This window comes from Aeribacillus pallidus (assembly GCF_050478865.1).
Lineage (GTDB): Bacteria > Bacillota > Bacilli > Bacillales > JACDOC01 > JACDOC01.
On sequence record NZ_JBCNBW010000055.1, the window covers coordinates 1 to 24,347 of the forward strand.

At 41.2% G+C, this 24,347-nt stretch carries 24 protein-coding genes and 1 other annotated feature; all 24 genes read left to right on the forward strand.

The genetic code is table 11. From position 1 onward, the window contains the following. The first annotated feature begins 260 nt into the window (after positions 1-260). On the forward strand, positions 261-1,190 hold the full coding sequence (gene spoIIGA / locus ABES52_RS12005; protein ID WP_429651396.1) for a sigma-E processing peptidase SpoIIGA: 930 nt from the start codon (positions 261-263) through the stop codon (positions 1,188-1,190). Positions 1,191-1,236: 46 nt separating this feature from the next. Beyond that, positions 1,237-1,956 carry an RNA polymerase sporulation sigma factor SigE gene (gene sigE, locus ABES52_RS12010; protein ID WP_429651397.1) on the forward strand — a complete coding sequence of 240 codons (720 nt, stop codon included), beginning with the start codon at positions 1,237-1,239 and terminating at the stop codon, positions 1,954-1,956. A 133-nt stretch (positions 1,957-2,089) separates the two neighbouring features. Then, on the forward strand, positions 2,090-2,866 hold the full coding sequence (gene sigG, locus ABES52_RS12015; RefSeq protein WP_429651398.1) for an RNA polymerase sporulation sigma factor SigG: 777 nt from the start codon (positions 2,090-2,092) through the stop codon (positions 2,864-2,866). A gap of 126 nt (positions 2,867-2,992) precedes the next feature. Then, complete coding sequence (locus tag ABES52_RS12020) at positions 2,993-3,268, forward strand: YlmC/YmxH family sporulation protein (protein ID WP_429651399.1); 276 nt, start codon at positions 2,993-2,995, stop codon at positions 3,266-3,268. A gap of 54 nt (positions 3,269-3,322) precedes the next feature. Continuing rightward, entirely contained in the window at positions 3,323-4,141 is an 819-nt protein-coding gene (gene pgeF / locus ABES52_RS12025; RefSeq protein WP_429651400.1) for a peptidoglycan editing factor PgeF, read from the forward strand. Then, positions 4,138-4,809, forward strand: a complete 672-nt coding sequence (locus ABES52_RS12030) for a YggS family pyridoxal phosphate-dependent enzyme (RefSeq protein WP_429651401.1) — start codon at positions 4,138-4,140, stop codon at positions 4,807-4,809. The genes pgeF and ABES52_RS12030 overlap by 4 nt, the downstream gene beginning before the upstream one ends. An 18-nt stretch (positions 4,810-4,827) precedes the next feature. Continuing rightward, positions 4,828-5,253, forward strand: coding sequence for a cell division protein SepF (locus ABES52_RS12035; protein WP_429651402.1), 426 nt, complete (start codon positions 4,828-4,830; stop codon positions 5,251-5,253). 8 nt (positions 5,254-5,261) lie between these two features. Next, positions 5,262-5,522: a YggT family protein gene (locus ABES52_RS12040; RefSeq protein WP_429651403.1), complete on the forward strand. Its 261-nt coding sequence runs from the start codon at positions 5,262-5,264 to the stop codon at positions 5,520-5,522. A 68-nt stretch (positions 5,523-5,590) separates the two neighbouring features. Further along, complete coding sequence (locus ABES52_RS12045) at positions 5,591-6,364, forward strand: YlmH family RNA-binding protein (protein WP_429651404.1); 774 nt, start codon at positions 5,591-5,593, stop codon at positions 6,362-6,364. Between the two features lie 182 nt (positions 6,365-6,546). After that, a complete protein-coding gene (locus ABES52_RS12050) occupies positions 6,547-7,062 on the forward strand; it encodes a DivIVA domain-containing protein (protein WP_429651405.1) in 516 nt (171 codons plus the stop codon). A gap of 55 nt (positions 7,063-7,117) precedes the next feature. Continuing rightward, positions 7,118-7,349 (forward strand) — a binding site (T-box leader). 50 nt (positions 7,350-7,399) lie between these two features. Further along, the gene (gene ileS, locus ABES52_RS12055; protein WP_429651406.1) at positions 7,400-10,168 is read left to right on the forward strand and encodes an isoleucine--tRNA ligase; all 2,769 of its coding nucleotides are present in this window, start codon (positions 7,400-7,402) and stop codon (positions 10,166-10,168) included. A 389-nt stretch (positions 10,169-10,557) separates the two neighbouring features. Next, positions 10,558-10,827, forward strand: coding sequence for a TraR/DksA C4-type zinc finger protein (locus ABES52_RS12060; protein WP_429651407.1), 270 nt, complete (start codon positions 10,558-10,560; stop codon positions 10,825-10,827). A 68-nt stretch (positions 10,828-10,895) separates the two neighbouring features. Then, the gene (gene lspA, locus ABES52_RS12065; RefSeq protein ID WP_429651408.1) at positions 10,896-11,387 is read left to right on the forward strand and encodes a signal peptidase II; all 492 of its coding nucleotides are present in this window, start codon (positions 10,896-10,898) and stop codon (positions 11,385-11,387) included. After that, positions 11,362-12,273, forward strand: a complete 912-nt coding sequence (locus ABES52_RS12070; RefSeq protein WP_429651409.1) for an RluA family pseudouridine synthase — start codon at positions 11,362-11,364, stop codon at positions 12,271-12,273. Before lspA ends, ABES52_RS12070 begins: the two co-directional genes overlap by 26 nt. 193 nt (positions 12,274-12,466) lie before the next feature. Further along, complete coding sequence (pyrR, locus tag ABES52_RS12075) at positions 12,467-13,009, forward strand: bifunctional pyr operon transcriptional regulator/uracil phosphoribosyltransferase PyrR (RefSeq protein ID WP_429651410.1); 543 nt, start codon at positions 12,467-12,469, stop codon at positions 13,007-13,009. A gap of 172 nt (positions 13,010-13,181) precedes the next feature. Continuing rightward, positions 13,182-14,507: a solute carrier family 23 protein gene (locus tag ABES52_RS12080; protein ID WP_429651411.1), complete on the forward strand. Its 1,326-nt coding sequence runs from the start codon at positions 13,182-13,184 to the stop codon at positions 14,505-14,507. Between the two features lie 186 nt (positions 14,508-14,693). After that, the gene (locus tag ABES52_RS12085; protein ID WP_429651412.1) at positions 14,694-15,575 is read left to right on the forward strand and encodes an aspartate carbamoyltransferase catalytic subunit; all 882 of its coding nucleotides are present in this window, start codon (positions 14,694-14,696) and stop codon (positions 15,573-15,575) included. 12 nt (positions 15,576-15,587) lie between these two features. After that, positions 15,588-16,874, forward strand: a complete 1,287-nt coding sequence (locus ABES52_RS12090; protein WP_429651413.1) for a dihydroorotase — start codon at positions 15,588-15,590, stop codon at positions 16,872-16,874. After that, on the forward strand, positions 16,871-17,962 hold the full coding sequence (locus ABES52_RS12095; RefSeq protein WP_429651414.1) for a carbamoyl phosphate synthase small subunit: 1,092 nt from the start codon (positions 16,871-16,873) through the stop codon (positions 17,960-17,962). Before ABES52_RS12090 ends, ABES52_RS12095 begins: the two co-directional genes overlap by 4 nt. Then, positions 17,955-21,164, forward strand: coding sequence for a carbamoyl-phosphate synthase large subunit (carB, locus tag ABES52_RS12100; protein WP_429651415.1), 3,210 nt, complete (start codon positions 17,955-17,957; stop codon positions 21,162-21,164). The genes ABES52_RS12095 and carB overlap by 8 nt, the downstream gene beginning before the upstream one ends. After that, the gene (locus tag ABES52_RS12105) at positions 21,161-21,934 is read left to right on the forward strand and encodes a dihydroorotate dehydrogenase electron transfer subunit (RefSeq protein WP_429651416.1); all 774 of its coding nucleotides are present in this window, start codon (positions 21,161-21,163) and stop codon (positions 21,932-21,934) included. The genes carB and ABES52_RS12105 overlap by 4 nt, the downstream gene beginning before the upstream one ends. Continuing rightward, complete coding sequence (locus ABES52_RS12110) at positions 21,931-22,872, forward strand: dihydroorotate dehydrogenase (protein ID WP_429651417.1); 942 nt, start codon at positions 21,931-21,933, stop codon at positions 22,870-22,872. The genes ABES52_RS12105 and ABES52_RS12110 overlap by 4 nt, the downstream gene beginning before the upstream one ends. Continuing rightward, complete coding sequence (pyrF, locus tag ABES52_RS12115) at positions 22,839-23,561, forward strand: orotidine-5'-phosphate decarboxylase (RefSeq protein WP_429651418.1); 723 nt, start codon at positions 22,839-22,841, stop codon at positions 23,559-23,561. The genes ABES52_RS12110 and pyrF overlap by 34 nt, the downstream gene beginning before the upstream one ends. Beyond that, positions 23,558-24,181 (forward strand): orotate phosphoribosyltransferase, encoded by a 624-nt coding sequence (gene pyrE, locus ABES52_RS12120; RefSeq protein WP_429651419.1) that lies wholly within the window; start codon positions 23,558-23,560, stop codon positions 24,179-24,181. Before pyrF ends, pyrE begins: the two co-directional genes overlap by 4 nt. Positions 24,182-24,347 lie beyond the last annotated feature (166 nt).

Consider the following 24,347-nt stretch of genomic DNA (forward strand, 5'->3'; position numbering starts at 1 on the left):
AATGTATAAATATCAACAGTAACATTTAAAGAGCTTTTCCTTAAATGAATTTAGTTAAACAATTCTCATTTTAGAAAAATTCCCTTAATCAAAAGAATACGAAACAAGACTTCCGAATATGTATGTACCCCAATGACAAATTTCGAGAAAATGAACAAAAATATGTTTGGAATTCCTTACACAAACTGACACCTTTTGACTAACCTCATGCGGTATACTTTCCGTAATAGGAAGGGAGCGCTCGGTGAAGGAGGAGAAAAGTGACCGTTTACCTCGATGTCATTTGGTTGTTAAACTGGTTAGTCGATTGTTTGTTGCTGATGATGACGGGCTGGATTTTAAAACAATCGATTCCAAGGTGGAGGTATGTTGTAGGAGGATTTATCGGTTCTCTCGTTATTCTATTCAGCATTACTCCTGTTAGTTCTTACATCCAACATCCCATTAGTAAATTGTTTGTTTCCGTGTTGATGGTTTGGTTCGTCTTTCGGTTTCGACGTTTCACTTATTTTTTAAAATCGTTATTGACCTTTTATTTTACAACCTTTTTGTTTGGGGGATTTTTAATTGGGCTTCATTATTTTATTCAATTTGATTCATCCATAGAAGTATCGATTTATTCGTCTCTTTCCAAAGGATTTGGCGACCCGATTAGTTGGGTGTTTGTAATGTTTGGACTACCTCTTGCTTGGTATTTTACAAAAAGTCGAATTGACCATATGGAACATATTCAAATTCAATATGACAGATGGGTACAAGTGGAAGTTTTATTAAATGGGGAGACTTTTCACTGGATAGGTCTTATTGATAGTGGGAACCAACTCGTAGATCCGATTAGTCAATCTCCAGTAATGATTGCCTCCATTAAAGGTATGGAAGAGCGGTTTCCAGCTGATGTCGTTCATCTTGCAAAGTTCCCTGATGATTTATTGAATTCGTCGATAACGCTTCCGCATGAATGGGAAGATCGTATTCGTATTCTTCCAACGAAAGTTGTCGGTAATGATCAACAATTACTCATTGCCTATAAAGTTGACTATGTAAAAATTACGACGAACGATCATCAAACCTTTATACCAGAAAAAGCATTGGTCGTATTATCAACACAACAGTTGTCCTCTGATCAAACATTCCACTGTATTATTCATCCGAAAATGGTGACAGGAATCCCGGTTTCAACCGCCTCATAAATAGCTTGTTCCTATAAAAAATTTTATCTTAAAGGAGGAGTCTATGATGAAGAATTGGCGCATTCTTTTATCTTATCTTTGGTACAAACTATTAATTAAATTGGGAATTAAGACAGACGAAATATATTATATTGGTGGCAGCGAAGCGTTACCTCCTCCGTTAACAAAAGAAGAAGAGGAAATGTTATTAAAAAAATTACCCAAGGGGGATAAGGCGGCTCGCTCACTGCTCATAGAACGTAACTTGCGACTCGTTGTCTATATTGCTAGGAAATTTGAAAATACGGGGATAAACATCGAAGACTTAATTAGCATCGGGACCATCGGCTTAATTAAAGCTGTAAATACGTTTAATCCTGAGAAAAAAATCAAGCTCGCTACATATGCTTCTCGCTGTATTGAAAACGAAATATTAATGTATTTGCGGAGAAATAATAAAATCCGAGCAGAAGTGTCGTTCGATGAACCATTAAATATTGATTGGGACGGAAATGAATTACTACTTTCTGATGTTCTAGGAACCGATGACGATATTATAACGAGAGATTTAGAAGCAAACGTCGACCGAAAATTACTACAAAAAGCGTTGCATCAACTTTCCGATCGAGAAAAACAAATTATGGAGCTTCGCTTTGGGCTATCAGGAGAAGAAGAAAAAACGCAAAAAGATGTCGCGGATATGCTAGGAATTTCTCAGTCATACATTTCTCGTTTAGAAAAACGCATCATTAAACGATTACGAAAAGAATTTAACAAGATGGTGTAAAATTTTTTTTTTCTAATTTACAACGTAAGTAGGACAAGGGCTCCGCGTTTCTAAGGGTTTTGGTGATGCATATTTTTCCCTCGCAAGGAGATACTTAACTTTGTACAAGAGCTCCTGTGAGGAGGGGAAGTCTGTGTCACGTAACAAAGTTGAAATTTGCGGTGTAGATACCTCCAAATTACCTGTATTAAAGAACGAAGAAATGCGCGAGCTCTTTCGCCAAATGCAAGCGGGAGAACTTTCTGCGAGGGAAAAGCTCGTCAATGGAAACTTACGCCTTGTATTAAGCGTCATTCAACGATTTAACAATCGGGGAGAATATGTCGATGATTTGTTTCAAGTTGGATGCATTGGCTTAATGAAATCCATTGATAATTTTGATCTAAGTCAAAATGTTAAATTTTCAACGTATGCGGTTCCAATGATTATCGGAGAAATTCGACGCTATTTACGTGATAATAATCCGATTCGGGTATCACGTTCATTACGGGATATTGCGTATAAAGCTTTGCAAGTCCGTGAACGTCTGATGTCAGAAACGTCAAAGGAACCGACGGCTGAAGAAATTGCGAAAGAATTAGAAGTTTCTCATGAAGAAGTAGTATTTGCATTAGATGCAATTCAAGACCCAGTTTCCCTGTTCGAACCGATTTACAATGATGGGGGAGACCCGATTTATGTGATGGATCAATTAAGTGATGAACGAAATAAAGATAGTCAATGGATTGAAGAAATCGCGTTAAAAGAGGGCTTAAGAAGATTAAATGAGCGGGAAAAAATGATTATTCGCAAACGCTTTTTCCAAGGGAAGACACAGATGGAAGTGGCCGAAGAAATCGGTATCTCCCAAGCTCAAGTGTCACGGTTAGAAAAAGCAGCGATCAAACAAATGAATAAAAATATTCATTAGTGCTCCCAATTTGTGGAGCCTTTTTTTTATTTATGGAATTTTTGAATACTACTTGTCTAAAACTCATGAAGTTCTTTTCATTCCGCATATATTGAAAGTAAATAGAGTGAAAAGTGAGGGACAAAAATGGTAAGAATTTCAGAATTTCAAATAAAAGATGTTGTGAACATTTCGGACGGCCGTCGATTAGGAAACATTGTCGATTTTGAAATTAATACAGACACTGGAAAAATAACCGCAGTAATTATTGGAGGAAGCGGGAAACTATTTGGTTTTCTAGGAAAAGATGACGACTTATTTATACCATGGACACAAATTGTAAAAATTGGTGCCGATGTTATTCTTGTTCGCTTAAAAGAGTCAACAACGTTTCAATATCAATTAGAAAAGCCAAAAGAGTGACGAAAGAAACCACAAATATGTTAAACTAAAGAAAAAAGAAATGGAGAAATGTGGATGAGTGAACCAATGGTAAAGCTGGATTCTTCATACTACACGATTCCTGAATGGACGAATGTGGATTCCGAGCTTGTTGTCGGCATTTCAACAAAACAGTTACCGACCAACGGGAATGGGAATTTGGCCTTTCACGTCACAAACGATTGGAAAACTGTTCAAGTGAACCGTCAACAGCTTGCCAATGCCCTTTCGTTCCCTGTTCAACATTGGGTAGGAGCTGAACAAACACATGAAAGCCTTATCGTAAAAGTGCAAAGAAAACATCGTGGAAGAGGGGCTCTCGATTATTCGACGAGCTTTCCTCATACGGATGGATTTTACACAACGGAGAAAGGGATTTTACTTACCCTTTGTTTTGCTGATTGTGTCCCGCTTTATTTCCGTGCACGAAACTGTCCAATCATCGGTGTAGCGCATGCAGGGTGGAAAGGAACCGTACGAAATATTGCCGGGCAAATGATTGATACTTTTAAAAAGGAAGGCGTATCTCCAGCCGATATTGAAGTGGTTATTGGTCCATCCATATGTTCAGCGTGTTATATCGTGGATGATAAAGTGATCAATTTAGTGAAAAAGACGGTAGAACATGGTGTCGAAAATATCTATAATGAAGTAAAGCCAGGTCAATACGAACTTGATTTAAAAAAAGTCAATAAATTGCTTTTAATTCAAGCCGGTGTGAAAAGAGAACACATCCAGACAAGTTCCTTATGTACTTCATGCAAAGAAGAAGATTTTTTCTCCCATCGACGTGACAAAGGGAATGCGGGACGAATGTTAGCGTTTATTGGTTGGAAGGAGGATCGTTCTAAATGAGTGTCAAAGAAAATTTACAAATCATTGAACAAAACATCAAAGAAGCGTGTGAACGGTCCAACCGTAACAAAGAAGAGGTTCAAATTATTGCCGTTACGAAATATGTAAGCAATGAGCGGGCGCAAGAAGCGTTAGAGGCAGGAATTATCCATCTTGGAGAAAATCGCGATGATGGCTTTTTAAAAAAATGGGAACAATTTCAGGACAAGCCTATATGGCATTTCATCGGTACGTTACAATCACGTAAAGTAAAAAATATCATAGACAAAGTTGATTACATACATTCGTTGGACCGTTTATCATTGGCGAAAGAAATTCAAAAACGGGCGTCCAAACCGATCAAGTGTTTTGTACAAGTGAACGTATCCGGAGAAGAGTCTAAGCATGGGCTCAGACCGGATGAACTCATCCCGTTTATTGAGCAATTAGCTTCTTTTGACCGCATTGTCGTTGTTGGACTGATGACGATGGCACCATTTACAGATGACGAAACGTTGATTAGACGTTGTTTTCAACAATTGAAAACTTTACAATTAAAGGTACAAGCACTAAATAAAAAATACGCACCGTGTACCGAATTATCGATGGGCATGTCGAACGACTATATCATCGCCGTAGAAGAGGGAGCTACCTTTGTGCGAATCGGTTCGTCTTTAGTCGGTGAATAGTGATAGGAGGTGGAAAAGATGGGCATTAAATCAAAATTAAAAACGTTTTTCTTTTTAGACGATGAATTCGAAAATGAGGAAGAATACATAGAGGAACAACTCCCGGCCGTCCAAAAATCGCAAGCGAAACAAAATGTTGTTAGCTTACAAAGTGTACAAAAGTCTTCCAAAGTCGTATTAGTCGAACCACGTGTTTATGCAGAAGCGCAAGATATTGCTGATCATTTAAAAAATCGCCGGGCGGTTGTTGTCAATTTGCAACGCATTCAACACGATCAAGCAAAGCGAATTGTAGACTTTTTAAGTGGAACGGTTTATGCTATTGGAGGAGATATTCAACGAATCGGAACGAATATTTTCTTATGTACACCGGATAATGTAGAAGTAAGTGGGAACATTTCCGACTTTGTGATGGAGGACAATTACGAAGATTCGAGGTGGTAATAAAAAGAATGGATACGATATTTGTACTTTTATTAAAACTTATTGAAATTTATTCATGGGCACTAATTATTTATATTTTAATGTCCTGGTTTCCAAACGCTAGAGAATCCAGCATCGGCCAATTTTTAGCTCGTATATGTGAACCGTATTTAGAGCCGTTTCGCCGCTTTATCCCACCTATCGGGATGATTGATATTTCACCAATTGTGGCTTTTATTGTTTTAAATTTAGCTTCAAGAGGGTTAGTCCAATTGTATTATTGGTTTTAAAAGAATCGGGGATAGCCCCGATTTTTCTTTTCTCCTTCATAATATTTCAACAAAGGAGTTCTCGCCATATGGAAGGAATTTATCAACATTTCCGACCGGAAGAAAAAGATTTTATCGATAAAGTGATAGCGTGGAAATCCGAAGTAGAAATGATGTATGCTCCGAAATTGACGGACTTTTTAGATCCGAGACAACAGTTTTTAACGAAATCAATCGTCGGAAGCGGTGATATAAACGTCCAATTTTTTGGGGGAAATCCCACAGCTGAGCGAAAGCGAGCGCTGTTGTACCCGTCCTATTATTCCCCAGAAGAAAAAGATTTTGACATCGTGCTCTTTGAATTAAAATATCCGACCAAATTTGTTCAATTGGACCATCGCCAAGTGCTTGGCACCTTACTTTCTTTAGGTATAAAACGTGAGAAGTTTGGCGACATTATAGTCAACAATGGTCGAATCCAATTTTTGGTTGTAGCGGAATTAGCGTCGTTTATCGAAATGCACATGCAAAAGGTTGGAAAAGCATCTGTAAAAGTGGAACGACTCCCGCTTTCGGACATCATGAATCATGCCGAAGAATGGCAGGAAAAACAGACGACTGTATCCTCGCTACGGTTAGATGTTGTTCTTTCTGGAATCACCAATTTATCTCGTCAAAAAGTACAAAGTATGATTAAAAATGGTCTCGTCAAAGTGAACTGGCAGCTCATTGATGAACCTTCGTTTATTTGTCAAGAAGGTGATATCCTTTCCGCGAAAGGATTCGGACGAAGTAAGCTATTTTCTATAGACGGCCAAACGAAAAAAGAAAAATGGCGTATCACCATGGGAATCTTAAAATAAGGGTGTTTGAGTTGAAGGCGGTTTTATGTTTTAAAATTATTTGTTTCTAACAGCGGGCCAAGGCCGTCGAAAAAGATGCAATAATTGCAAAGAAAATCTCATCGAATTTGCAGGAATTTCCCCACAAACTGTCGAATCATCTGTATAATAAAAATACATGATTCAGTTGTGGAGGTGGCAGCATGCCTTTAACACCGTTAGACATACATAACAAAGAATTCAGCCGAGGTTTTCGAGGGTATGATGAAGATGAAGTTAATGAGTTTTTAGACCAAGTCATTAAAGATTACGAATTATTGATTCGTGAAAAGCGCGAATTAGAAGAAAAATTAGCTTCGTTAAACGAGCGTTTAAGTCATTTTACAAATATAGAAGAAACGCTCAATAAATCGATTGTCGTTGCTCAAGAAGCGGCGGAAGAAGTAAAGCGAAATGCCCAAAAAGAGGCGAAGTTAATCATTCGTGAAGCGGAGAAAAACGCTGACCGTATTGTAAACGAAGCGTTAGCAAAAGCGAGAAAAATTGCTCTTGAAATTGAAGAGTTGAAAAAACAGTCGAAAGTATTCCGTACGCGCTTCCGCATGCTTATTGAAGCCCAGTTAGATTTAGTAAACAGCGAAGACTGGGATCAATTAATGGAATTTGAAATTGACGCTACTGAATTAAAAGCTTTAGAAGAGGAAGATAGCCTAGCGTAAGGACCTTGACGAAATCCATGGGAATTACATATAATTTAAAAACAAGTGGATGATAGAAAAAGCGATGATAGGGACAGTACAGTGCTCAAGCGCCTTTTTCAAGCGAGTCAGGGACGGTGGAAGCCTGATAGAAGGTGAGTGCTGGAAAATCACCCTAGAGCTCCTTTTCGAACGAGCCATTTAGTAGAAAAGGACGGATTATTCACGTTACGAATACCGAGTGGACAGATGGACTCGTCTGTCTATAAGGGTGGTACCGCGGGAATGAATACCTTCTCGTCCCTTTTGGGATGAGAAGGTTTTTTTATTGATACTTAGGATAAATAGGAGGATGAACATGGACTATAAAGAAACGTTATTAATGCCGAAAACGGATTTTCCAATGCGCGGAAATTTACCGAAGCGCGAACCGGAAATTCAGAAAAAATGGGATGAAATGGACATTTATAAAAAAGTGCAAGAGCGCACGAAAGGTCGTCCGCTATTCATTCTACATGATGGACCTCCGTACGCGAACGGAGATATTCACATGGGGCATGCGCTAAATAAAATTTTAAAAGACTTTATCGTCCGTTATAAATCAATGACAGGTTATTATGCACCATATGTACCAGGTTGGGATACGCACGGTCTTCCGATTGAGCAAGCGTTAACGAACAAAGGCGTCAACCGTAAAGAAATGTCGGTTGCTGAATTCCGTAAACTATGTGAAGAATATGCATATGAGCAAATTAATAACCAACGCGAACAATTTAAACGTCTCGGTGTTCGTGGTGATTGGGAAAACCCTTATATTACGCTAAAACCTGAGTACGAAGCACAGCAAATTAAAGTATTCGGGGAAATGGCGAAAAAAGGTTATATTTATAAAGGGTTAAAGCCAGTTTACTGGTCTCCATCCAGTGAATCGGCTTTAGCTGAAGCAGAAATCGAATACAAAGATAAACGCTCTCCATCCATTTACGTTGCTTTCTCTGTGAAAGATGGAAAAGGCGTATTAGACGAAGGGACAAAAATCGTCATTTGGACGACAACTCCATGGACGATTCCAGCCAACCTTGGAATTGCTGTTCATCCTGAACTTGACTACGTTGTCGTAAAAGTAGACAACGAACATTTCGTGGTAGCGGAAGCGTTATTAGAAGAAGTTGCGAAAACAGTGGAATGGGAGTCTTATGAAGTTGTTAAAACGGTCAAAGGTGCCGAATTAGAATATGTTGTGGCGAAACATCCACTTTATGACCGTGATTCGTTAGTCATCCTTGGCGATCACGTTACAACAGACTCCGGTACGGGCTGCGTTCATACAGCTCCTGGTCACGGGGAAGACGACTTCCGTGTTGGACAGCAATACGGATTAGATGTATTATGTCCAGTTGACGAAAAAGGATATATGACGAACGAAGCGCCTGGATTTGAAGGGTTGTTCTACGATGATGCCAACAAACCAATTACGCAAAAATTAGAAGAAGTGGGTGCATTATTAAAACTACAATTTATTACTCACTCCTATCCGCACGACTGGCGTACGAAAAAACCGGTTATTTTCCGGGCGACAGCACAATGGTTCGCATCCATTGACAAATTCCGAGATGAATTATTAGAAGCTGTAAAAGAAACGAAATGGGTGCCTGCTTGGGGAGAAACTCGTCTTTACAACATGATTCGTGATCGTGGCGATTGGTGTATTTCTCGTCAACGGGCATGGGGCGTACCAATTCCGGTATTCTACGCAGAAAACGGGGAAGCAATCATTACCGATGAAACGATCGAACATGTAGCGAACTTGTTCCGTGAACACGGCTCAAACGTATGGTTCGAACGGGAAGCAAAAGACTTATTACCAGAAGGATTTACGCACCCAGGTAGCCCGAACGGCAAGTTCACTAAAGAAACCGATATTATGGACGTTTGGTTTGACTCTGGTTCTTCCCATCAAGCGGTACTTGTCGAACGAGATGATTTAGATCGTCCAGCTGACCTTTATTTAGAAGGATCTGACCAATATCGCGGTTGGTTTAACTCTTCCTTAACAACAGCGGTCGCTGTAACAGGAAAAGCTCCATACAAAGGTGTCTTAAGCCACGGATTTGCGCTTGACGGTGAAGGGCGTAAAATGAGTAAATCGCTCGGTAACGTCGTCGTTCCAGCGAAAGTAATGAATCAATTAGGTGCGGATATTTTACGCCTTTGGGTTGCATCTGTCGATTATCAAGCGGACGTCCGCGTATCTGATGCGATTTTAAAACAAGTCGCCGAAGTGTATCGCAAAATCCGCAACACGTTCCGTTTCTTACTTGGTAACTTAGCGGACTTCGACCCAACAAAAGATAAAGTGGCTTATGAACAGTTACGTGAAGTAGACCAATTCATGCTTGTCAAACTAAACAAATTAATCAAGCATGTACGCGAAGCTTATGAAACGTATGAATATGCCAGCATCTATCATGCGGTCAACAACTTCTGTACGCTTGATTTAAGTGCCTTCTATCTTGATTATGCAAAAGACATTTTATACTGCGAGGCACCAAATAACCATGAACGCCGCTCAATGCAAACAGTGCTTTACGAGTGCTTAGTTGCTTTAGCCAAACTAATGTCACCAATTATTTCACACACAGCGGATGAAGTGTGGTCCTACATTCCTGGCGTAGAGGAAGAAAGCGTTCAATTAACAGATATGCCAGAATACGTTGACCTACCAAATGCTGATCAATTAGAAGAAAAATGGAACGCGTTTATGAAGATTCGTGACGATGTATTAAAAGCATTAGAAGAAGCGCGTAACGAAAAAGTCATTGGTAAATCATTACAAGCGAAATTAACACTTTACGTCAACGACAAAACCAAACAATTGCTTAACTCTATTGAAGAAAACTTACAGCAATTGTTTATCGTATCCGCCTTTGAAGTGGCTGGTACAGTCGAAGAGGCACCAGAAAACGCTCTTAAACTGGAACATGCCACGATCGTTGTTGAAAAAGCGGAAGGAGAAACGTGTGAGCGTTGCTGGAACGTAACTAAAGATGTTGGAGCAGACAACGAACATCCAACATTATGCCAACGCTGTGCAACCTTGGTGAAAGAGCATTATACAAACGTATAAGATATTTAAACATAGAGGTGTCACATGGCACCTCTTTTTTCGTTAGGCTATGTTATATATCATTGTTGATTTTTAGCAAGTTGTTCACACGGCGGCGACTTTAGCGGGAACATAAAGCCAGGCATGACCCTGGACTGATAGAATAGCGAGGGAAGCGGCTTGCGGCTTGCCCGCGGAAAGCGTCCGCCACAAGCGAATGTATAAATATCAACAGTATCATTTAACAGACAACCATGCTAATAAAAATTGGCACATTGATAAATGTAATAACAGCAAAAGTTATCCACAGGGTAGAGCCTTTCGTTAAAATCTGTGTCCAATAGAAGAAATTGAAAGGTACTGTCTCCTTGTTCGTAGGGAAAGTTAAAAGTAAACGGGGGGATGGTTCAATGGAGAACATTAATAGCGTACTTATGGCATTAAAGAAAGATTTGCAAAACTTTTCGAGTTCCAATGTCCACGTTCGTTCAACGATGGAAAAAGAATTAATTGATATTAATTACGCTCTAGAAAAATGGGAAAATGGACAATTCGGTATATGCGAATGTTGCGGAAAACCAATTCCTACTGAATGGCTGACAGTTATTCCTACGATACGTACGATGGATGACTGGTGGGAAATAAAACAGTATTATCGAAAACCAATTCCATTTATATAATTGTCCACAAAAAACAATTTATGCTAAAATGCAAAGGTAACGATGCCGTAGATATGGAGGTTGCCTTTGTGATTCACTACATAATTGCGTTATTTGTTATTTTATTGGATCAATTTACAAAATGGCTCATTGTAAAAAAGATGGAGCTTGGCGAAAGCATTGAAATTATTGAAAATGTGTTATACATTACATCGCACAGAAACCGTGGAGCGGCCTGGGGTATTTTACAAGGGCAAATGTGGTTTTTTTACATCATCACAATCGTTGTCATTATCGGAATTATTTATTACATGCACACGCATGCCAAAGGAAAACCGCTCCTTCGCCTAAGTTTAGCGTTTATGCTTGGCGGAGCGATTGGAAATTTTATTGATCGAGTTTTTCGAAAAGAAGTGGTCGATTTTATCAACACGTATATTTTTACGTATGATTTTCCGATTTTTAATATCGCCGATTCGTCTTTAACGATCGGTGTCGTTTTACTCTTTATCGACATGATTCGTGAAGAACGACTAGCAAAGAAGGAGAAGGCTTATGGAAATAATGGAACACATCATTGATGAGGAACAAGAAAACGTCCGTATTGATAAAGTGATTAGTTCCTTAAATGAGGAATGGTCACGGACGCAAGTGCAGCAATGGATTAAAGACGGAAATGTGATGGTAAACGGTAAACCAGTCAAACCGAATTACAAATGTGCCTTGAACGATCGAATTACGATTGAAATTCCTGAACCTGAACCATTGGAAGTTGAACCAGAAGAAATGGATTTAGACATATATTATGAAGACAAAGACGTGCTTGTAGTCAATAAACCAAAAGGGATGGTTGTTCATCCGGCACCAGGACATACGACTGGAACGTTAGTGAACGGATTAATGGCGCATTGTAAAGATTTATCCGGTATTAATGGCGTGATGCGCCCAGGAATTGTTCACCGAATCGATAAAGATACGTCCGGTTTACTCATGGTGGCCAAAAATGATCTCGCTCATGAACGATTGGTCGAACAATTAGTAGAGAAGACGGTTACTCGAAAATATTATGCCATTGTGCATGGGGTCATTCCGCATGAGGTAGGAACAATCGATGCCCCAATTGGCAGGGACCCAAAAGACCGACAAAGCATGGCTGTTGTCGATAATGGGAAGCCAGCCGTTACGCATTTTCGCGTCCTTGAACGGTTAAAAGATTTCACTTTCATTGAATGCGAGCTCGAAACAGGTCGTACGCATCAAATACGCGTGCATATGAAGTATATCGGGTATCCGTTAGCCGGGGACCCGAAATACGGACCGAAAAAAACGATTGATGCGAACGGACAATTGTTGCATGCAGCCGTCTTAGGATTTAACCATCCACGAACAGGCGAATACATGGAATTCGAGGCCCCATTACCAAAAGACTTTCAAGATATTTTAGAACTTTTACGAAAAAGAAGTTGACATCCTTTCTATCTGTCTGTATCATGATAGTAGCTTCATAAAGTCCTTTAATACAGTCCCGTGAGGCTGAGAAGGAAACGGTTATTGAAGATAGGAGTCGTCTATCTATCCTTAGGAGAACTGTACCCTCTTGCCGAACGGTGAGAGGGTTTTTATTTTTCCCGTTTCCACAGTAGAAATGAGGTGACAAGAGATGGTACCAAAAGCGATGGTACTGGATGAACAAGCGATTCGACGAGCGTTAACACGCATTGCTCATGAAATTATCGAGCGAAATAAAGGAATTGACGATTGTGTGCTTGTCGGTATCCGGACGAGAGGAATTTACTTAGCCCAACGATTAGCCGAAAAAATTGAACAAATTGAAGGGCAAGCGGTTCCAGTTGGTGAGCTCGATATTACCCTTTATCGGGACGATTTAAGTAAAATCTCACCAGATAAAGAACCAAAAGTGAAAGGATCCGAAATTCCTGTATCCATTCAGGATAAAAAAGTCATTTTAGTCGATGATGTATTGTATACAGGAAGAACGGTCCGCGCGGCGATGGATGCGCTCATTGATATCGAGCGGCCAGCAGCGATTCAACTGGCGGTATTAGTCGATCGCGGTCACCGGGAGCTGCCGATTCGCGCTGATTATGTCGGTAAAAATATTCCTACATCCCGGACCGAAAAAATTGTTGTGCAACTAAAAGAAGTGGATGAAAATGATAGCGTAACGATTCATGAAAACTAAATAGGAAAGTCCTTTTAAAAGCAGTCCAGAGAGGCTGACAAAGGGCGGAAAACATCCTCCACCGACTTTACATAGGTGTCGACTATCTTTAAGTAGGATGTATATACCCTCTTTGTACCTTCTGGACGGTGCAAAGAGGGTTTTTTATACGAAATAAAAAGGAGGATCTAAAATGAAACAAAAACGTGACGTAGCTTTAGATGTACAAGATGTGCCTAAATTAAGCCAATGGTTTAGCCTGAGTATTCAGCACTTGTTTGCGATGTTCGGGGCAACGATCCTTGTTCCTTTCCTTGTCGGTTTAAGCCCGGGTGTGGCTTTAATTTCAAGTGGTTTAGGAACGTTAGCGTATTTACTGATAACTAGAGGTCAAATTCCAGCTTATTTAGGATCATCGTTCGCCTTTATTGCTCCGATTATTTCGGCTAAAGCGATCGGGGGTCCAGAAGGGGCTATGGTTGGTAGCTTTTTAGCTGGACTTGTGTATGGGGTAGTTGCCCTACTGATTGCGAAGTTCGGTACGAAATGGTTAATGAAATTGTTACCACCGGTTGTTGTTGGACCAGTTATTATCGTCATCGGCCTTGGGCTTGCGGGAGTTGCCGTGAATATGGCGATGTATGAAAATCCAGGAGCCGAAGAACTAGTGTATAGTACGAAACATTTTTTAGTCGCTTTATCCACTTTAGGAATTACCATCGGATGTGCGGTTTTTATGCGCGGGTTTTTCGGTCTTGTCCCTATTCTTGCCGGAATCGTTGGCGGTTATATCATCGCCTTCTTCGCCGGAATCGTTGACTTATCAGGTGTAAAAGCAGCGCCGCTTTTCGAAGTACCTGATTTTATCGTACCATTTGTCACCTATACCCCAAGCTTCTCAAAAGAAATTGCCTTAATTATGATTCCTGTCGCATTAGTAACGCTTGCGGAGCATACAGGGGACCAAATGGTGTTAAGTAAAGTGGTAGGTCGTAACTTCATCAAAAAACCAGGCTTACACCGCTCCATATTAGGAGATGGCGTTGCAACGATGATCGCTTCACTCATCGGTGGACCGCCTAACACAACGTACGGAGAAAATATCGGAGTTTTAGCCATTACAAGAGTATTTAGTGTATTCGTCATTGCCGGAGCGGCTGTGTTAGCCATTATCTTTGGGTTTATCGGAAAAATAACTGCATTAATTAGTTCTATCCCTTCAGCGGTTATGGGAGGAGTCTCTATTCTACTGTTCGGAATTATCGCATCGAGCGGGTTACGTATGCTGATTGATAATCAAGTGGATTTAGGGAAAAAGAGAAACTTAATCATCTCATCGGTCATTCTTGTCGTCGGAATCGGTGGTGCCTTTGTAAAAATAACAGATGAGTTATCCTTATCTGGTATGGCGCTTGCGGCCATCATCGGAATTCTTTTAAACCTTATTCTTCCTAATAAAGATTCAGTGTCGGAAGACGAACTGTTTGCTAAGGAATCTGAAAACAATCAAGTTGCATAAGGAAGCACCTTTTAACTAAGTCCCGTGAGACTTATAAGGGTGTTGAGAGCGCACCGTATGGGGGAAGTATACCTTCTTTCTGGATGGAGCGGTACAATAGGACGATCTTGTACACTTCAACACCCTAACGTTATGTTAGGGTGTTTTTTTTACCAAAAACTTTTCAAGTGAAGAGGAGAGACAACGGTGAAACATCTTTTTACGATCCACGATGTATCAGGAGAAGAAGTGTTTGAATTCATTCGCCTCGCACAATCATTTAAACAAGGAGATAGTTGGACGCCAACTTATCCAACGTTTGCTTTTAACCTTTTTTTTGAACCAAGCACGCGTACGAAATGTAGTTTCGAAATGGCCCAACGAAAGCTCGGCTTACAAGTCATTCCGTTTGACGTGTTATCGTCGAGCGTACAAAAGGGAGAATCCTTGTATGATACGGTGAAAACATTAGAATCCATCGGTGCAAACCTCATCGTCATCCGCCATCCTCAAGACGAATATTTTGCTGAATTAAAAGAAATCAACATTCCAATCATCAATGGAGGAGACGGTTGTGGTCATCACCCTACGCAATCGTTGCTTGATCTAATGACTATTTATGAGGAGTTCGGTACATTTGAAGCGATTAAAGTGGCCATTATCGGTGACATCAGACATAGCCGCGTCGCCAGGTCCAATGCAACTATATTAAAAAAGCTAGGAAGCGAAGTAGCATTTGCCGGACCGGATGAATGGTTTTCAGATGATTATTTACAAAATGGGATGTATCTAACAGTTGATGAAGCTACGGAATGGGCAGATGTGGTCATGTTGTTGCGGATTCAGCATGAACGGCATGTCAGTACGAGCCATTTAAAGGCGGCACAATATCACCAATTATACGGCCTAACAGAAGAGCGGGCAAAAAAGATGAAACCACAAAGTATTATTATGCATCCAGCCCCAGTTAACCGTAATGTCGAATTAGCTTCATCTCTAGTTGAGAGTGAACGCTCACGAATTTTTCAACAAATGACAAACGGTGTATTTATGCGTATGGCCATTATCAAATATTTGTTGGATACATAGGAGGGATCAAGGATGAACGGAATGATTAAAAATGGGTATGTGCTGAATCCAAACGGAGAGATAGAACAAAAAGATATACAGTTTGAAAATGGACGAATAGTAAAAATTGGAGCTAAATTACCGGCAGCAGATAATGACGTATACGATGCGAAAGGAAAGCTTGTAGTACCAGGCCTAATCGATGTCCATGTTCATTTGCGCGAACCAGGTGGTGAAAAAAAAGAAACGATTGCGACAGGGACTCTGGCGGCAGCAAAAGGAGGTTTTACAACTGTTGCTGCCATGCCCAATACACGACCAGTCCCTGATACTCCTGAGCAAATGAAATGGTTAAAGGAGCGAATTGAAGAGACGGCGCATGTTCGCGTTCTCCCTTATGCTTCAATTACCGTAAGGCAACTAGGGAAAGAACTAACGGATTTTGCAGGTTTAAAAGAAACAGGCGCGTTTGCTTTCACCGATGATGGGGTAGGGGTCCAATCAGCTGGAATGATGTACGAAGCGATGAAAAAAGCGGCTACGCTTGACATGCCGATTGTGGCCCATTGTGAAGACGAAACGTTGTTAAACGGTGGATTTGTTCATGACGGAGAATTTGCAAAAAAGCATGGTGTACGAGGGATCCCAAGCGTAAGTGAAGCGGTGCATATTGCTCGAGATGTGCTTCTTGCGGAAGCGGCCGGCTGTCATTATCACGTCTGTCACATAAGTACGAAAGAGTCCGTTCGTGTAATAAGGGATGCCAAACGAGCTGGGATTAACGTAACGGCAGAAGTGACACCGCATCACCTCCTTCTCCATGATGGAGATATTCCAACTCTTGATGGCAATTTTAAAATGAATCCTCCGTTACGAGGAAAAGAGGATCAACAAGCCTTGATTAAAGGATTGCTAGACGGAACGATTGACTTTATCGCAACCGATCACGCCCCGCATACGGAAGAAGAAAAAAACGAAGGCATGCGACTAGCACCATTCGGCATTGTCGGATTAGAAACGGCTTTTCCGCTTCTATATACGTATTTTGTCGAAAAAGGAGTTTGTACCTTAAAACAACTGGTCGATTGGTTCACGGTGAAACCAGCACGAGTGTTCGGTCTTTCGTACGGAACGCTTCAAGTAGGAGCACCACCGGACATCACGGTCATCGATTTAGAAAAAGAAAAAGAAATTGATCCACGTACATTTGTATCGAAAGGAAAAAATACCCCATTTACAGGCTGGAAATGTAAAGGATGGCCCGTTGCTACCTTTGTAAATGGAAATATGGCTTGGCAAGAGGAGGAGATACAATCATGAAACGTCAACTCATTTTAGAAGATGGAACTTGCTTTGTTGGGGAAGGTTTCGGTTGTGAATCAGAAACGATTGGGGAAGTCGTTTTTAATACGAGTATGACGGGATATCAAGAAATTTTATCAGACCCATCCTATTGCGGACAAATTGTAACGTTAACATATCCTTTAATTGGTAATTATGGAATAAACCGAGATGACTTTGAAACGATCCAACCATCCATCAAAGGATTTATCGTTCGTGAAGTTGCTTCATATCCATCCAATTGGCGTAGTGAACAAAGTATAGATGATTATTTTAAAAAGCAAGGGATTACCGGATTAGCTGGTATCGATACGCGAAAATTGACCCGTTTGATTCGTAAGCACGGGACGCTAAAAGGAGCGATTTGTCCGCTAAATATCTCCAAAGATGAAGTTATCTCTCGTCTAAAATCGATTCAACTTCCTAGAGACCAAGTTAAACAAGTATCAACGAAGACACCGTATGCAAGCCCTGGCCGAGGTTGGCGTATCGTATTAGTCGACTTTGGGATGAAACACGGTATTTTAAGGGAGTTAAACAATCGCGATTGTTATGTCATCGTCGTACCATACAACACGACAGCGGAAGAAATCCTTCGCTTACGTCCGGACGGCGTTATGTTATCCAATGGCCCAGGAGACCCGAAAGATGTTCCAGAAGCGATTCAGATGATTCAAGGAATTTTAGGAAAAGTGCCGCTTTTCGGTATTTGCCTTGGTCACCAACTGTTTGCATTAGCGAATGGAGCGGACACGTACAAAATGAAATTCGGGCACCGCGGAGGAAATCAGCCGGTCAAAGACTTACGAACAGGCAAAGTAGCGATAACTAGTCAAAACCATGGATATGCCGTTAACCCTAAATCCATAGCGAATACACGCTTAACAGTCACGCACATTGCCTTGAATGATGAAACGATCGAAGGACTTGCTCACCTTGATTATCCAGCGTTTACGGTGCAATATCACCCGGAAGCCTCACCAGGTCCACAAGATGCGAACGATTTATTTGATCAATTTTTACAAATGATTGCGTCACAACAAAGAAAGGAGAATTTACATGCCTAAACGGACGGACATTAACAGCATTCTCGTCATCGGATCCGGACCAATCGTCATTGGTCAAGCGGCTGAGTTTGATTATGCCGGTACACAAGCATGCTTAGCCTTAAAAGAAGAAGGATATCGAGTAATCCTCGTCAACTCTAACCCAGCAACGATTATGACGGATACGGAAATTGCCGATGTGGTCTATATTGAACCCTTAACGGTCTCATTTGTTAGTCGAATTATCCGCAAAGAGCGCCCAGATGCCATCTTACCAACACTAGGGGGACAAACGGGATTAAACTTAGCGGTCCAATTAGCCCAATCAGGCGTGCTTGATGAGTGTGGTGTCGAAATACTTGGAACGAATTTATCGGCTATTGAACGAGCAGAAGACCGCGATCAGTTCCGACAATTAATGAACGAATTAGGAGAACCGATTCCTGAGAGTACCATTGTTCATACATTAATAGAAGCGTATCAATTTGTAGAAAAAGTGGGTTACCCGATTATCGTTCGTCCTGCGTTTACGCTTGGAGGAACAGGTGGCGGTATATGTGAAAATGAAGAAGATTTAGTTCGTATCGTATCATCCGGTCTTAAAAATAGTCCGGTAGGCCAATGTCTTTTGGAAAAAAGTATTGCTGGCTATAAAGAAATTGAATACGAAGTGATGCGTGACGGAAATGACAATGCCATTGTCGTTTGTAACATGGAAAATATCGATCCGGTCGGCATTCATACGGGTGACTCGATAGTCGTTGCACCTAGTCAAACGCTGAGCGACCGCGAATATCATATGTTACGCGATACATCGTTAAAAATTATTCGTGCCCTTGGAATCGAAGGGGGCTGTAATGTTCAGTTAGCGTTAGACCCACACAGCTTCCAATATTACGTCATTGAAGTAAACCCGCGGGTCAGCCGCTCATCAGCACTAGCGTCCAAAGCAACCGGTTATCCGATTGCCAAGTTAGCTGCGAAAATTGCAGTTGGGATGACACTTGATGAAATCATCAACCCGGTCACTGGAAAAACATATGCATGCTTTGAACCAGCGTTAGATTATGTAGTAACCAAGATTCCACGCTGGCCATTCGATAAGTTTGAATCGGCCAACCGTTGTTTAGGTACGCAAATGAAAGCAACTGGTGAAGTAATGGCCATCGGACGAACCTTTGAAGAATCGCTATTAAAAGCGGTCCGCTCCTTAGAAAATAACGTGTATCACTTAGAATTAAAAAATGCCGAGGCCATTGATCATCAAACGGTCGAAAAACGAATTAGAAAAGCGGGAGATGAACGACTGTTCTATATCGCTGAAGCCCTGCGCCGAAACATTTCAGTTGAAACGCTTCATGAATGGAGTCAAATTGATCGCTTTTTCCTTAAAAAAATAGAAAACATCATTCGTTATGAAAAAGAAATAAAAGACCATCCGTTTCAGGTAGAGATTGCTCGAAAAGCGAAGCAATTTGGATTTTCCGATACCATTATCAGTAAATTGTGGGGAGTATCTGAAGAAGATGTGTACAGATGGCGTAAAGAACAAGGAATTGTGCCAACATACAAGATGGTTGACACATGTGCAGCGGAATTTGAATCGGAAACACCGTATTTCTATGGAACGTATGAAGAGGAAAATGAATCGGTGGTTACAAATCGAAAAAGTGTCGTCGTCCTCGGTTCTGGTCCGATTCGAATTGGGCAAGGTATCGAATTTGACTATGCGACCGTACATTCTGTTTGGGCCATTAAAGAAGCTGGATATGAAGCAATCATTATCAATAACAATCCGGAAACCGTTTCAACCGACTTTAGTGTATCGGACAAATTATATTTCGAACCACTGACCATTGAAGATGTGATGAACATTATTGATTTAGAGCGACCAGAAGGGGTAATTGTTCAATTTGGTGGTCAAACGGCTATAAATTTAGCGGATAAGTTAGTGAAACGAGGCGTAAAGCTTCTAGGGACCACGTTAGAAGGCTTAGACCTGGCAGAAGACCGAGACAAGTTTGAACAAACGCTACAAGAATTACGGATCCCACAGCCTGAAGGAAGTACCGCATATTCCATTGAAGAGGCCGTCACCATCGCTAAACGAATCGGTTATCCTGTCCTCGTCCGTCCATCTTACGTATTGGGTGGCAGAGCGATGGAAATCGTCTACCATGAACAAGAGCTTTTACACTATATGGAGCATGCGGTAAAAGTGAACCCAGAACATCCGGTACTTATCGACCGTTATTTAACAGGAAAAGAAATCGAAGTCGATGCGATTTCCGATGGCAATGATGTATTCATTCCAGGAATTATGGAGCACATCGAACGAGCTGGGGTTCACTCAGGAGATTCGATTGCGGTCTATCCTCCACAAACGTTAACGCCTATTCAAAAAGAAAAAATCATTCAATATACGAAAAAAATTGCCCAAGGCTTAAACATTATCGGTCTATTAAATATTCAGTATGTCGTATCCAACGGGGAGGTCTATGTTTTAGAAGTCAATCCGCGTTCAAGTCGCACAGTACCGTTTTTAAGTAAAGTGACTAACATCCCAATGGCCAATATCGCCACCAAGGTCATTCTCGGCTATCGTCTATCCGATCTTGGATATGTTGCCGGTCTTGTTGAAGAACAGCCAGGTGTTTATGTAAAAGTACCGGTCTTTTCATTCGCCAAACTACAAGACGTAGATATTACGCTAGGTCCGGAAATGAAATCAACCGGGGAAGTTATGGGGAAAGACGTGACGTTAGAAAAAGCCTTATACAAAGGATTGATTGCCTCTGGTATGAACGTTCAAGAATACGGGTCCGTCTTGTTAACTGTGGCAGATAAAGATAAAGAAGAAGCAGTTACGATTGCTAGACGTTTTGCCAATATTGGCTACAAGCTTCTCGCTACCGAAGGAACCGCGTCATACTTAGAGCAAGCGGGCATTCCGGTGGAAAAAGTGAGAAAGATCGGAGCGGACGGACCAAACCTTTTAGATGTGATCCGCAAAGGAGATGCGCAACTCGTCATTAATACATTAACAAAAGGAAAACAACCGGAACGAGATGGCTTCCGCATTCGTCGGGCATCCGTAGAAAATGGTATTCCGTGCTTGACTTCCTTAGATACCGCTGAAGCGATCTTAACGGTGTTAGAGTCGATGACCTTTTCAAGTGACCCCATGCCATCTTTTACAAAAGTAAGTGAGGTAATCGTATGATCCAGAACGAAAACATGCTCATGGTGAGCCAACGAAAAATTGCACACCACATCTATGAAATGGTTCTAGAAGGACATCTTGTTGAACTTGCTTCGCCTGGACAATTTATTCACATTCGAGTGCACGATGGGTTTGATCCGCTCCTTAGAAGACCGATTAGCATTGCAAAAATTGATAAGGGACAAAAACGAATGACGATTATATACCGGGCAGAAGGAAAAGGAACGAGGTTGTTAGCTTGTAAACAAGCTGGTGACACCGTTGATGTGATAGGACCTTTAGGCAATGGCTTCCCGCTTCATGAATTAAAAAAAGGGCAAAAAGCATTAATTGTTGGAGGAGGAATAGGCGTTCCTCCCCTTTATGAATTGTCACGACAATTGGCGAAGCAAAAAATCGAAGTGATCCATGTGCTTGGCTTTCAAACAAAAGATGTCGTATTTTATCATGACCAGTTTGCACAATTAGGAGAAACAACAATTGCCACCGTCGATGGAACATACGGTTATCAAGGATTTGTCACCGATGTGATTGAACAAGAAGGATATGAGTTTGATTGCCTATATGCGTGTGGACCAATTCCAATGTTAAAAGCTTTGGAGGAACGTTTCGGTGATCGGAAAGGGTATATTTCATTAGAGGAACGAATGGGGTGTGGCATTGGGGCTTGCTTTGCCTGTGTATGTCCGACGTCTTCAGACTATTCGAATGATTATCGAAAAATATGCAGCGATGGACCAGTGTTTCCTTTCGGTGAGGTGATCTTATGAGCCGACTACGTATTCAACTCCCAGGACTTGATTTGAAAAATCCAGTGATGCCGGCATCGGGTTGTTTTGGATTTGGGAGAGAATTTGCCAAGCTTTACGACTTGAGTCAGTTAGGCGCCATCATGATTAAGGCGACGACGGTAGAACCGCGTTTTGGTAATCCGACACCTCGGGTAGCAGAAACTCCGGCGGGAATGTTAAACGCCATTGGGCTGCAAAACCCTGGCTTAACCAAAGTGATGTCGGAAGAACTCCCTTGGTTGGAGCAATTTGATGTGCCGATTATTGCGAATATCGCTGGATCAAAAGAAGAAGATTACGTTGAAGTAGCTAAACATATTTCAATAGCACCAAATGTAAAAGCGCTCGAATTAAACATTTCTTGTCCAAACGTAAAAGAAGGAGGTATTTCATTCGGAACCGACCCGCTTATTGCGAAACGTCTGACAAAGAGGGTAAAAGAAGTTTCTTCCGTTCCTGTGTATGTGAAACTTTCACCAAATGTTTCTAATATCGTCTCGATGGCGAAGGCGGTGGAAGACGGTGGGGCTGACGGGTTAACGATGATTAACACCCTTGTCGGCATGCGTATCGATACTCGAACAGGTCGACCGATTTTAGCGAATGAAACCGGTGGGTTATCTGGCCCTGCGATTAAGCCGATTGCGATTCGCATGATTTATGAAGTGAGCCAACATGTTACCTTACCGATCATCGGTATGGGAGGCATTCAATCCGTGGAGGATGTGTTGGAGTTCTTTTTTGCCGGGGCAAGCGCTGTAGCTATTGGAACCGCCAATTTTGTCGATCCTTATATTTGTCCGAAACTCATCAACGAATTAGAACAAGTGCTGGAGGAACGAAAGGTAGATCACATTACCGAATTATCAGAAAGGGGATGGAGATGGCGGTGTACGAACGACCAATCATTGCGCTAGATTTTCCAACGTGGACTGAAACGGAGCAATTTTTACGACTGTTTGAAGGAGAACCGTTATTCGTCAAAGTTGGGATGGAGCTGTATTTACAAAATGGTCCTTCCATCATTTACTCTTTAAAAGAACGAAACCATCGGATTTTTTTAGACTTAAAGCTTCACGATATACCTAATACGGTGGAACAAGCGATGAAAGGCTTAGCGAAGCTTGGAGTAGACATGATTAACGTTCATGCGTTAGGGGGCAAAACAATGATGGAACGAGCGCGAGAAGGGCTAGAGGCTGGGGGATGTAGTAGAGATGACCGTCCACGATTACTGGCGGTTACTCAATTGACTTCTACTTCAGAAAAGCAAGTACATGATGAGATGAAAGTTTCCATTTCACTGAAAAACCATGTCCTTCATTTAGCATCCCTCGCTAAAAAGGCTGGTGTCGATGGCGTCGTTTGTTCCCCATATGAAGCTGGAGATATTAAACAGCATTGCGGAAAAGAGTTTTTGCGCGTCACACCTGGTATTCGCTTAGCTGGAGACAACCCGCATGATCAATATCGAATTGCTACACCGATGAAGGCACGACAATTAGGGTCATCTATGATTGTCGTTGGACGTTCCATCACAAAAGCGGAAGATCCGTTAGCTGCTTATCATCAAGTAAAAAGAGAATGGGAGGGGATGAAGTTATGAAAAAGTGGATTGTCGAACAATTATTAGAAATCGGAGCGGTATTTTTACAACCAAAAAATCCTTTCACATGGTCATCTGGTATTCGTTCCCCAATTTATTGTGATAATCGGTTAACGTTATCATACCCGGTACTACGAAAAACCATTGCCGAAGAGTTAGTCGGTCTCATTAAAGAAAAATTTTCAGATGTTGAGGTTATTGCAGGAACAGCCACAGCCGGTATTCCGCACGCAACGTTAGTGAGTGACCGCCTTGAGCTTCCACTTGTCTATGTAAGGTCCAAACCAAAGGACCACGGAAAAGGAAATCAAATTGAAGGACGGGTGCAAAAAGGTCAAAAAGTAGTAGTTATTGAAGATTTAATTTCCACTGGAGGTAGTGCACTAAAAGCGGCTCAAGCGTTACAAAAAGCAGGCGCACAAGTAGCTGGAATTGTATCGATTTTTACATATGAGTTAAAAATCGGTCGACAGCAAATGGAAGAAGCAGGATTTTCGGTGTATAGTCTCGTGAACTTTTCAACTTTACTTGAAGCGGCATTAGAAAAAGGGGTGATTCACGAACAAGATGTTGATACGATTCAAGAGTGGCAAAACGACCCGCAAAACTGGGATCAATAATGAATGAAGAGCTGACAATGGTCGGCTCTTTTTTGTTGAGAACATAAGTTTTTACAAAGAGTCGATAGAAAAATACGATTAGTTATTAAAACAGACATCACATATTGGAAAAAGTTCATGCTTTTATTATGGAGGAAATGGGAGAAAATAATCGGCGTATAAGATT

What these genes read in the sequence shown, in the direction of transcription:
- sigE (WP_429651397.1), top strand. Translation starts at nt 1,237, where the DNA reads ATGAAGAATTGGCGCATTCTTTTATCTTATCTTTGGTACAAACTATTA.
- ABES52_RS12020 (WP_429651399.1), top strand. Translation starts at nt 2,993, where the DNA reads ATGGTAAGAATTTCAGAATTTCAAATAAAAGATGTTGTGAACATTTCG.
- pgeF (WP_429651400.1), top strand. Translation starts at nt 3,323, where the DNA reads ATGAGTGAACCAATGGTAAAGCTGGATTCTTCATACTACACGATTCCT.
- ABES52_RS12030 (WP_429651401.1), top strand. Translation starts at nt 4,138, where the DNA reads ATGAGTGTCAAAGAAAATTTACAAATCATTGAACAAAACATCAAAGAA.
- ABES52_RS12035 (WP_429651402.1), top strand. Translation starts at nt 4,828, where the DNA reads ATGGGCATTAAATCAAAATTAAAAACGTTTTTCTTTTTAGACGATGAA.
- ABES52_RS12040 (WP_429651403.1), top strand. Translation starts at nt 5,262, where the DNA reads ATGGATACGATATTTGTACTTTTATTAAAACTTATTGAAATTTATTCA.
- ABES52_RS12045 (WP_429651404.1), top strand. Translation starts at nt 5,591, where the DNA reads ATGGAAGGAATTTATCAACATTTCCGACCGGAAGAAAAAGATTTTATC.
- ABES52_RS12050 (WP_429651405.1), top strand. Translation starts at nt 6,547, where the DNA reads ATGCCTTTAACACCGTTAGACATACATAACAAAGAATTCAGCCGAGGT.
- ileS (WP_429651406.1), top strand. Translation starts at nt 7,400, where the DNA reads ATGGACTATAAAGAAACGTTATTAATGCCGAAAACGGATTTTCCAATG.
- ABES52_RS12060 (WP_429651407.1), top strand. Translation starts at nt 10,558, where the DNA reads ATGGAGAACATTAATAGCGTACTTATGGCATTAAAGAAAGATTTGCAA.
- ABES52_RS12070 (WP_429651409.1), top strand. Translation starts at nt 11,362, where the DNA reads ATGGAAATAATGGAACACATCATTGATGAGGAACAAGAAAACGTCCGT.
- pyrR (WP_429651410.1), top strand. Translation starts at nt 12,467, where the DNA reads ATGGTACCAAAAGCGATGGTACTGGATGAACAAGCGATTCGACGAGCG.
- ABES52_RS12080 (WP_429651411.1), top strand. Translation starts at nt 13,182, where the DNA reads ATGAAACAAAAACGTGACGTAGCTTTAGATGTACAAGATGTGCCTAAA.
- ABES52_RS12090 (WP_429651413.1), top strand. Translation starts at nt 15,588, where the DNA reads ATGAACGGAATGATTAAAAATGGGTATGTGCTGAATCCAAACGGAGAG.
- ABES52_RS12095 (WP_429651414.1), top strand. Translation starts at nt 16,871, where the DNA reads ATGAAACGTCAACTCATTTTAGAAGATGGAACTTGCTTTGTTGGGGAA.
- carB (WP_429651415.1), top strand. Translation starts at nt 17,955, where the DNA reads ATGCCTAAACGGACGGACATTAACAGCATTCTCGTCATCGGATCCGGA.
- ABES52_RS12105 (WP_429651416.1), top strand. Translation starts at nt 21,161, where the DNA reads ATGATCCAGAACGAAAACATGCTCATGGTGAGCCAACGAAAAATTGCA.
- ABES52_RS12110 (WP_429651417.1), top strand. Translation starts at nt 21,931, where the DNA reads ATGAGCCGACTACGTATTCAACTCCCAGGACTTGATTTGAAAAATCCA.
- pyrF (WP_429651418.1), top strand. Translation starts at nt 22,839, where the DNA reads ATGGCGGTGTACGAACGACCAATCATTGCGCTAGATTTTCCAACGTGG.
- pyrE (WP_429651419.1), top strand. Translation starts at nt 23,558, where the DNA reads ATGAAAAAGTGGATTGTCGAACAATTATTAGAAATCGGAGCGGTATTT.